The organism is Pseudomonas sp. ARP3, from assembly GCF_001029595.1.
Lineage (GTDB): Bacteria > Pseudomonadota > Gammaproteobacteria > Pseudomonadales > Pseudomonadaceae > Aquipseudomonas > Aquipseudomonas rhodesiae.
The window spans coordinates 1-7,162 of sequence record NZ_LEKF01000049.1 but is presented as its reverse complement, the minus strand read 5'-3'; the positions used below and the strand labels follow the sequence as shown (position 1 = coordinate 7,162).

The following is a 7,162-nucleotide window of genomic DNA, read 5'->3' as shown; positions in this document are numbered from 1 at the left end:
GGGGTTGTACGCCGGAATCCCAGAAATTTCCGTCAGCCCAGCTCCAGTCCCGCCACGAGCGCATCCAGGTCGATGAACTTGCCGTCAGTCTGGAATGTGTAATGCCCGTTCAGCAGGATGTGCCGCCAGGCCGCTGGCGACATCTGCGTGATCAACGCCAGCGCCTTGGCATTGCCAGCTGCCTCGTACTTCGTCAGCAGCAGGGACAGGATCGCCGAGTTGTAGAAGATGATCGCGTTGCCGATCAGCCTGGCGCACTGGTTGCTGATCTCGATTTCGATGTCGGTGCGGCCGGTCAATTCCTTCTTCCCACCGACTTGGGCGATGGTCGAGCGTAGCTGGTGATAGGACTCAATGCGGTTCTGCGAGCGGTGAACATTACGCTCCAGTTGCGGGTCGCGCAGGTAGCGCAGTGTGTAGATACTGCGGATGAGCTTGTCGAACTCGAAGATTGCGCGCCGCGTCGGGTTCGGCGCCGTATAGGTGCACAGCTTGCGGATCAGCGTGCCCTGCGTCATTTCCTTCAGGCCCAGTGTGGCGACGATTCGGTCGATGTTCGCCTTCTCACCGACGATGAGTTGCCGGTCGATCTGGCCAGCCGGCCGGATCAGGCATTTCTCGTACAATGCCAGATCATCGGCGCAATACAGCTCCTGCAACTGGTCGTCGAGGTCGGTGAAGCGCGGCTCGAAACGAAGTCCGAACCAGTGCAGGATGGCGAAGTTGGCCTTGTTGATGCTGTGCATGTCGCCGGTGATCGCGCTCGGCACGATGTCCGACGTGTTGCGGTACCAGATGTCGAACACGTGGTGAGCCTCGTACTCGTGTGCGCCTATCAGGTAGCCGTTCAACGGCACGTGATTGCACAGCAGCGTGTAGGCGACGACGCCCTTGCCGCGGCCGAAATATTTGCGCGAGTAGCGCGCCTTCACAGTTGGTCGCTCGACGCCGAATTTCTGCCCATCAACGGCACCGTACAACGAATCGAGGTCGAACGAGTAATGCGGGAAGATCGGCAGTGCGGCGATGGCGTTGCTGATGCAATCGTTGGCCACAAGTAGCGTCGCCTGGCGCAGGTACTGCTGGTAGGTACTCTCCAGGACGTGGTACGGGATGTCGCTGGTACGTGCCATAACCTGGTTGCCGTGGTTCATGGCTTGGGCAATGATCACCGCCATCAGACTGTCGGCGTCGGCTACCTTCTTCGCATAGCGTGGCTGCAATGGTGTCAGCGCCGACAGGAACTGGCACTGGCCGTTGACGAAGCGAAACACGTCGGCGACATCGCAGTATGGCAGTTGCTCGTAGAGAGCTTGCTCGCGCGCCTTCTGGTTCTCCCCCTTGGGCTTGCGCCAGGTCAGTCTCTGCGTGTCCTTGTCGTATTCCAGGTGCGTCAGCTTGCCCTGTTTCAGCTCGCGATTGAACGCCACCCATTGCGCACGCAACTCGGCCGCCAGTGCATCGAGCTGGGCACTGACCGGCTGCCGCAGGAAGGGGATGTCCATCTGCGCGAGCACGGCGGCTTTCTCGTCCATCGAAACCAACTCGTCGGACAAATGCCGGTGCTGCAAGCTGTCGTCAATGTAGAGCTCGCCCGCCTGGAAGCGTTTCCTGACCTGACGGTAAAGCCAGAATTCGTAACGATCGGCATGCAGGCCTGTCGGCGTGCCTTCGGCATCGAACATCAGCAGGTACGGACGCAAGCGTTTCGGCAGCGTTGCCGCCGGACATTCGTCGAGTGGCCGTTGTGATAGGCGCTGCTGCTTGGCGAACACGCTCTTGGCCCAAGTCAGCGCCGCGAGCCATGGGTTATCGGGGGCCGTGCCGGCGAAGTCGAGCGCGACGTACAGCGGCCGTAGATGGCGTCGAATGCGTTCGGCCAGGCCGTCCACCGCCTGCCAGTGCAGCGCCAGTTTGTTCAGTGGCTTGACGCTCATGCGCTGCGCCGTGTTTTGCAGCAATTCCCTGGACATGATTTTGTAGGCGCGTTGGCGCACCTCGCCGAACGGCGTCGGATCGGCCACGCTGTCGTCCACGTACAGCGACAGCAGGCGGCCAACCTGTGGCGTTTCCTGATGGCGTCGCAGCTGTTCGGCGACAAAGGACTGTTTCGCACCCGTGCGGCTCTCGTCCTCAAGTTTTTTCATGTGGAAGGCCATCGCGTCGACCAGGTTGTCGGTGAGCTGCCGGTAACGTACCCAGGCATAGCACAGCAGGTAGAGCCGGGTCTGCTCCGCCTTCAGGTGGCGCAGGTCATGGACGGTATAGAAGTTCGCCAAGCTCGCGTAGTACAGCAGGTTCTGCTGCGAGATGCCGAGCTTGGGCAGCAGCGCCTTGGCGATCCCGTGCAAGGACTTCAGCGTGGCGCGCTTCTCGCGCTCCCCTGCCATCTGACGCCAGCCGAAATCTTTAGCGTCCTGCTTGAGCGCTGCCAGTTGAGACAGGGTGTCGTCACGCACCAGGAGCTGGCCCAGCGCAGCTTTGGCCGATTCGTCCAACACTTCTGCCAGCAAGCCGCCCAAGCGCCTGCGTTCGGTGGACAGGGCTTCACTGACCAGCTCTTGTAAGGTGGTGTGGCCGGGCCGGATGATTTTGTGCTCGCTGAGCCAAACGATCAGTTCGGCGGCCACGAATCCTGGCATTACGTCGCGCCGCACGATCTGTTCAGCCTGCTGTGCCAGTTGCGGCAGGAAGCTAGCCGCCCACGACCGGTAGCCGAACAGTTCGGCGATCTGACCCCTCTGGCTGTAGTGCTCATGCTTGGTGATCGCCTTGCGTTCGAACGCTTCGCCGTGGAAATAGCGACTCAGCACGAAGGCGCAATCGTCCTCGACCTCATGCCAATCGAAGCGGAAGAAAGCATGCTTGGCCTTGAAGTAGCCGATCTGCAAGACGCAATAGACTTGGGCCTGCAGGCTAGGCCGGCTGCTGGCGAACGCCAGTTCAGATTCGGTCAACGCCAGGTATTCCAGCCGCTGAGCATCGTCGAAGTCCGGTAGGCCGTACAAGGCTTCCTGCTCTGCGTCAGAAAAGACGGTGAGTAGCTTATTCTTGTTGCTCATCGACCGTCCTTCCCGCACCACGCCAACCTGCTCGCGTCAATGTTTCGATCAACGTAGTGCGCTTGACATTGAAGTTGCGGCACACCGCCGCCTTAGACATGCCGCCATCGAGCGCGGCGACGATGGCGTCCAGCTTCTCACCAGTGATCGCCTGCGGCCGGCCGCCGATCCGGCCGCGTTTGCGTGCGGCGGCCAAGCCCGCGACGACGCGCTCCTGAATCAAGGCGCGCTCGTACTGCGCGAGCGCACCGAACACCTGGAACAGGAATTCGCCCGAGGGCGTCGTAGTGTCCAGGTTCTCTGTCAGCGAGCGGAACGCCACCCGCTTGTCCTTGAGCGAAGTCACAATGGCGAGCAGGTGCGACAGCGAGCGACCGAGCCGGTCGAGTTTCCACACCACCAGCACATCGCCGGCTCGAACGAACTCAAGCGCCCGCGCCAAGCCGGCACGGTCATCCTTCGCGCCAGAGGCACGATCCTCAAACAGGTGACGCGGATCGACGCCGGCGGCGAGCAGCGCGTCGCGCTGCAAGTCCGTGCTCTGGCGGTCGGAGTCCGACGACACGCGCATGTAGCCAACCAACATAGGCGGATAACCATCAAAAACAGGTTTCCGCATAATAGTGAATAGCGATAGAGTTTTCCGTACATTTTTGAGGGGGTGTTGCACAGGTAGCACAGCGGCGGCTGACAGCCTGTCGCAAAACAAATGTTTTACGACACCTCCTTGAGGTTGCCGCGTTTACATCATTACCTGAACAGGTATAAAATTCCGTCATGACAAACAAAGAAAAACCGCTCGAATGGATCGCGAGCAGCCACAAGGATTTGATGGCGTTGCCGTCCGACGTGCGTCGCCGTTTCGGTTACGCGCTCTCGTTGGCGCAGATAGGCGATCAGGATGACGCAGCAAAGGTGCTCAAGGGGTTCGGTGGTGCCGGCGTGCTGGAGGTCGTCGAAGACGATGCCGGCGGCACCTATCGAGCGGTATACACGGTCAAGTTTGCGGAAGCGGTGTTCGTCCTGCACTGCTTCCAGAAGAAGAGCAAGAGCGGAATCGCCACGCCAAAGGCCGACATGGACATCATCCGCGCTCGGCTGAAGGTGGCCGAGGTATTGGCACAGGAGCTACGAAATGCAAAAACGAATCATTGAAGGCGTCGAGGTTCAGCGCAGCTCGGGCAACGTCTTTGCCGACCTTGGACTGCCTGACGCTGAAAAGCTCAAGATCAAGACCGGCCTGGTGGTCGAGATCAGGAGGGCCATGCGCGCCCTTGGGCTGACTCAACAAGCGGCGGCCAAACGCATGGGCATCCCGCAACCGAAGGTGTCGGGCATGATGCGCGGCGACTTCACCAATCTATCCGAACGCAAGCTGATGGATTGTCTGAATCGCCTCGGCTACGACATCGAAATCAAGGTACGGCCAGCAGCCGAGCCGATCGGGCATCTAACGCTCGCAACCGCTTAATCGGAGCTCTCCTGATGGCAGCCCGCATCACCGACGACGAATGGGACGAACTGACTCCCGAGAATTTCGATACCACGGCACTGCTGCGTGCAGTCGATGCCGTGGACGTGCTGCGCGGCGATTTGAATGACAGCGCAGACGGCGCACCTCCGCAACTGCGCACCGACCTGTTGAAGCTGCATCAACTGGCAATGGCCGCGTTCAACGAGGGATCACGCAGCCGAGTGGCTGAGCTATTTGATCTCGCCGTGGATCTTCAGGATCAGGTTGATCATCTGATGACCTCGCTGGAACAAGTGCAAGAAACCCTGTCCCGGTTGACGGCGCTCTACCCAGAAAGCCTGTCCTGAATGTTCTTGGAGACAACCACATCATGAGCCGCAGCCGCCGCAAAACGCCCATCGTTGGGCACACGACCTGCCGTAGCGAGCGCGAGGACAAGAAACTCTGGCATCAGCGCTGGCGAACCCACGAGCGCACCGCGCTGGCCAGCGCGTCGCCGAAAGCTCTATGCGCCCATCTGCCTCTACTGGAAAACCAGGTCAGCAACGTCTGGTCGATGGGTAAGGATGGCCGCTCCTACTGGCCCATCAAGCGCCAGGCCGCCACGGCGGATCGCATTGCCAACCACAAGGGACGCAATCCGCAAGAGCGCGCCTCCCTGAAAAAGCGTCTGCTGCGCAAGTGGATGAGCAAATGAACCTGTCCACCATCGAGGCGCTGGCTATCGCTTGGGCGCGAATCGCTGAAGAAGCAGAACTCCCAGCCGGCTACGAGGGCACGGCGACGCCAGAGGCGCATCGGGCCTGCGAGGTGATCCAGGAGCGGATTCGAGAGCACGTCGTCGCCACCAATGACATGCGGCTGTTCGGCCTGCTGCACCTGCTTGGGCAGGCGTCGCTGCGCATGGAGCAAGCGCTGTGGCCGGAAGAATATGCGCGGATGACCCGCGAGGTCGAGGAAGCTCTCCGAGAGGCCGACGACCCCAACGCCAAGTCGTACACCCACGAAGAAGTCATGCAGGCGATGCAGGAACGCATCGACCGAGCGCGAGACAAAGCCATGTTGATCGGCTGACGGAAATTTCGGCGGTTCCGGCTGATCCAAGAATCTTGGCGTGACCTTACCTCCGCTCTACCGCTGGGTGCCAGCCTCGGCGCACGCCTAACCACCCAACTCAGAAAGGAAAATAAGTTGGTAAAACGCATTCCCGTATCCGAGCTTCGTCTCGGCATGTACATCCACAAGCTCGCCGGCTCTTGGGTTCGACACCCATTCTGGCGCGGCAGCTTCCTGCTGACCGAGCCTCAGGATCTCTCTGCCATTCGAGAATGTGGCGTCGGGGAGGTCTGGGTCGACTTGGCCAAAAGCCAAGTCGACCCAGAGAGCCCAGAGAGCCCAGAGAGCCCAGAGAGCCCAGAGAGCCCAGAGAGCCCAGAGAGCCCAGAGCCCAGAGCCCAGAGCCCAGAGAATTGTCGGAGGAGCAATCTCTGCCGTCTAGTCCACTAAGCAAGAAAAGTGACGGCGCAACCTCAATGGAGAGCGAAATGTGTTATGCACGGAAACTCTGTCTTGCGGCCAAGTCCCAAGTCATGGACATGTTCCAGGAAGCCCGGCTTGGCAAGGCCGTCGACCCAAGCACGACGTTGCCGCTGGTCGGAGAAATCGCTGCCTCGGTGCTGCGCCAACCTCATGCCCTCATCAGCGTCGCACGCATCAAAACGCACGACGATTACACCTACCTGCACTCGGTTGCCGTCTGCGCCCTGATGCTATCGCTGGCCCGGCATCTCGATCTAGACGAGGAGCAAACGCGCCTGGCTGGCATCGGCGGACTGATGCACGACCTAGGCAAGGCCGCGATGCCGCTGGAAGTGCTTAACAAACCAGGCAAGCTCACCGATGCCGAGTTCGCCATCATGAAGCGCCACCCTGTGGAGGGCGCAAAGATGCTGCGCGCAGGCGGGGCCGAGCCCGGGGTGGTGGACATTGCCCTGCACCATCACGAGAAGATCGACGGAACCGGCTACCCGGATCGCTTGGCCGGTGACGCCATTTCACTCCTGGCCCGCATGGGCGCAATCTGCGACGTCTATGATGCCGTGACGTCGGAGCGAGCCTACAAAAAGCCGTGGGACCCGTCCGCGGCGATGCGGCAGATGGCCAAGTGGGAGGGCCATTTCGACAAACGCATCTTCCACGCCTTCGTCAAGGCCGTGGGCATCTACCCCGTCGGCTCCTTGGTTCGCCTGTCCTCTCAGCGTCTGGCCGTTGTCGTTGAGCCGGGAATGGAATCACTGCTGACTCCCAAGGTTCGCGTGTTCTTCTCGCTACGCTCGAGAGAGCCGATCCCGATGCAGACCATCGACCTGGCGGCCACGAGTTGCAAGGACAGTATCACTGGCCCCGAAGACCCGACGCTCTGGAACTTCAAGAACCTCGACGACTTGTGGATGGAATAGCCCCCACAAAACGACGGCCCCGTGAGGGAGCCGTTGAACATCGTCGAGCGATGCCCGTCCAGGGAGGGATGGCCGAGCTCGATTCTCCAGAAGGTAGCTGGTGACACGAGTGTTGAGCCCACCCAACTAGGGTGACGGAAATTTCTGGGGTTCCGGCTTACATCCCC

At 60.6% G+C, this 7,162-nt stretch carries 9 protein-coding genes; 7 read left to right on the top strand and 2 right to left on the bottom strand.

The features are described from left to right. Positions 1 to 32: 32 nt before the first annotated feature. Together ABX75_RS27805 and ABX75_RS27800 are read right to left on the bottom strand one after the other, a co-directional pair. A complete protein-coding gene (locus ABX75_RS27805; RefSeq protein ID WP_047883118.1) occupies positions 33 to 3,062 on the bottom strand; it encodes a Tn3 family transposase in 3,030 nt (1,009 codons plus the stop codon). After that, on the bottom strand, positions 3,046 to 3,648 hold the full coding sequence (locus ABX75_RS27800; RefSeq protein WP_010465829.1) for a recombinase family protein: 603 nt from the start codon (positions 3,646 to 3,648) through the stop codon (positions 3,046 to 3,048). The genes ABX75_RS27805 and ABX75_RS27800 overlap by 17 nt, the downstream gene beginning before the upstream one ends. Before the next feature lie 191 nt (positions 3,649 to 3,839). Here ABX75_RS27800 and ABX75_RS27795 point away from each other — a divergent pair, with 191 nt between their 5' ends. The 7 genes from ABX75_RS27795 (at position 3,840) to ABX75_RS27770 (ending at position 6,995) form a co-directional block, all read left to right on the top strand. Beyond that, positions 3,840 to 4,217: a type II toxin-antitoxin system RelE/ParE family toxin gene (locus ABX75_RS27795; RefSeq protein ID WP_003151133.1), complete on the top strand. Its 378-nt coding sequence runs from the start codon at positions 3,840 to 3,842 to the stop codon at positions 4,215 to 4,217. Next, positions 4,198 to 4,533 (top strand): helix-turn-helix domain-containing protein, encoded by a 336-nt coding sequence (locus ABX75_RS27790; RefSeq protein ID WP_001172026.1) that lies wholly within the window; start codon positions 4,198 to 4,200, stop codon positions 4,531 to 4,533. The genes ABX75_RS27795 and ABX75_RS27790 overlap by 20 nt, the downstream gene beginning before the upstream one ends. A 14-nt stretch (positions 4,534 to 4,547) precedes the next feature. Then, positions 4,548 to 4,883, top strand: coding sequence for a hypothetical protein (locus ABX75_RS27785; protein ID WP_000741275.1), 336 nt, complete (start codon positions 4,548 to 4,550; stop codon positions 4,881 to 4,883). Positions 4,884 to 4,906: 23 nt separating this feature from the next. Continuing rightward, entirely contained in the window at positions 4,907 to 5,233 is a 327-nt protein-coding gene (locus tag ABX75_RS27780; RefSeq protein WP_047883117.1) for a hypothetical protein, read from the top strand. After that, positions 5,230 to 5,610, top strand: a complete 381-nt coding sequence (locus tag ABX75_RS27775) for a hypothetical protein (RefSeq protein WP_001054412.1) — start codon at positions 5,230 to 5,232, stop codon at positions 5,608 to 5,610. Before ABX75_RS27780 ends, ABX75_RS27775 begins: the two co-directional genes overlap by 4 nt. Before the next feature lie 156 nt (positions 5,611 to 5,766). Continuing rightward, positions 5,767 to 6,042 carry a DUF3391 domain-containing protein gene (locus tag ABX75_RS29865; RefSeq protein ID WP_267130131.1) on the top strand — a complete coding sequence of 92 codons (276 nt, stop codon included), beginning with the start codon at positions 5,767 to 5,769 and terminating at the stop codon, positions 6,040 to 6,042. Between the two features lie 83 nt (positions 6,043 to 6,125). After that, complete coding sequence (locus ABX75_RS27770; protein WP_223198360.1) at positions 6,126 to 6,995, top strand: HD-GYP domain-containing protein; 870 nt, start codon at positions 6,126 to 6,128, stop codon at positions 6,993 to 6,995. The last annotated feature ends 167 nt before the right edge of the window (positions 6,996 to 7,162 follow it).

Excerpts from the sequence above, each read along its gene's own strand:
- ABX75_RS27770 (WP_223198360.1), top strand. The coding sequence starts at position 6,126 with ATGGACATGTTCCAGGAAGCCCGGCTTGGCAAGGCCGTCGACCCAAGC.
- ABX75_RS27800 (WP_010465829.1), bottom strand. The coding sequence starts at position 3,648 with ATGTTGGTTGGCTACATGCGCGTGTCGTCGGACTCCGACCGCCAGAGC.
- ABX75_RS27795 (WP_003151133.1), top strand. The coding sequence starts at position 3,840 with ATGACAAACAAAGAAAAACCGCTCGAATGGATCGCGAGCAGCCACAAG.
- ABX75_RS27775 (WP_001054412.1), top strand. The coding sequence starts at position 5,230 with ATGAACCTGTCCACCATCGAGGCGCTGGCTATCGCTTGGGCGCGAATC.
- ABX75_RS27785 (WP_000741275.1), top strand. The coding sequence starts at position 4,548 with ATGGCAGCCCGCATCACCGACGACGAATGGGACGAACTGACTCCCGAG.
- ABX75_RS29865 (WP_267130131.1), top strand. The coding sequence starts at position 5,767 with ATGTACATCCACAAGCTCGCCGGCTCTTGGGTTCGACACCCATTCTGG.
- ABX75_RS27780 (WP_047883117.1), top strand. The coding sequence starts at position 4,907 with ATGAGCCGCAGCCGCCGCAAAACGCCCATCGTTGGGCACACGACCTGC.
- ABX75_RS27805 (WP_047883118.1), bottom strand. The coding sequence starts at position 3,062 with ATGAGCAACAAGAATAAGCTACTCACCGTCTTTTCTGACGCAGAGCAG.
- ABX75_RS27790 (WP_001172026.1), top strand. The coding sequence starts at position 4,198 with ATGCAAAAACGAATCATTGAAGGCGTCGAGGTTCAGCGCAGCTCGGGC.